The organism is Alkalicoccobacillus porphyridii (assembly GCF_007293315.1).
Classification (GTDB): Bacteria; Bacillota; Bacilli; order Bacillales; family Bacillaceae_D; genus Alkalicoccobacillus; species Alkalicoccobacillus porphyridii.
This window is the reverse complement of sequence record NZ_VLXZ01000135.1, coordinates 1-307: the sequence shown is the minus strand read 5'-3', so window position 1 is coordinate 307 and position 307 is coordinate 1. Positions and strand designations below refer to the sequence as shown.

Below are 307 nucleotides of genomic sequence, written 5' to 3'. Positions count from 1 at the left end.
ATCCCTTTATATATTTACTGTATTTCCACCACGCAAAGCCAAGGAAGATAACAATACCGCCGACGTTATAAAAAATGATGGTCAGAATATTCGCGCCAGTCGGGAATGTCGAAGCGACAAACCCTACGGCAAATATCGCAATCAGCATTGAAACAACGATAATACCGGTGCGGCGGGAGCCCATACGGAAATCGCGTGGCAGGTGATCTAATTTGGCGCGTAAATTCAGGTAAGCCAGCATGATGAATAACGGCGGAAGCATGGACGCTGCGGCGGTCATATTAATAATAGTATTCATCAGATCCTG

The 307-nt window shown here is 45.9% G+C and carries 1 pseudogene; it reads right to left on the bottom strand.

What is annotated here, in order from left to right:
- Nucleotides 1-298, bottom strand: a pseudogene (locus tag FN960_RS23810) (amino acid permease); the annotation flags it as partial.
- Between the last annotated feature and the right edge of the window lie 9 nt (nt 299-307).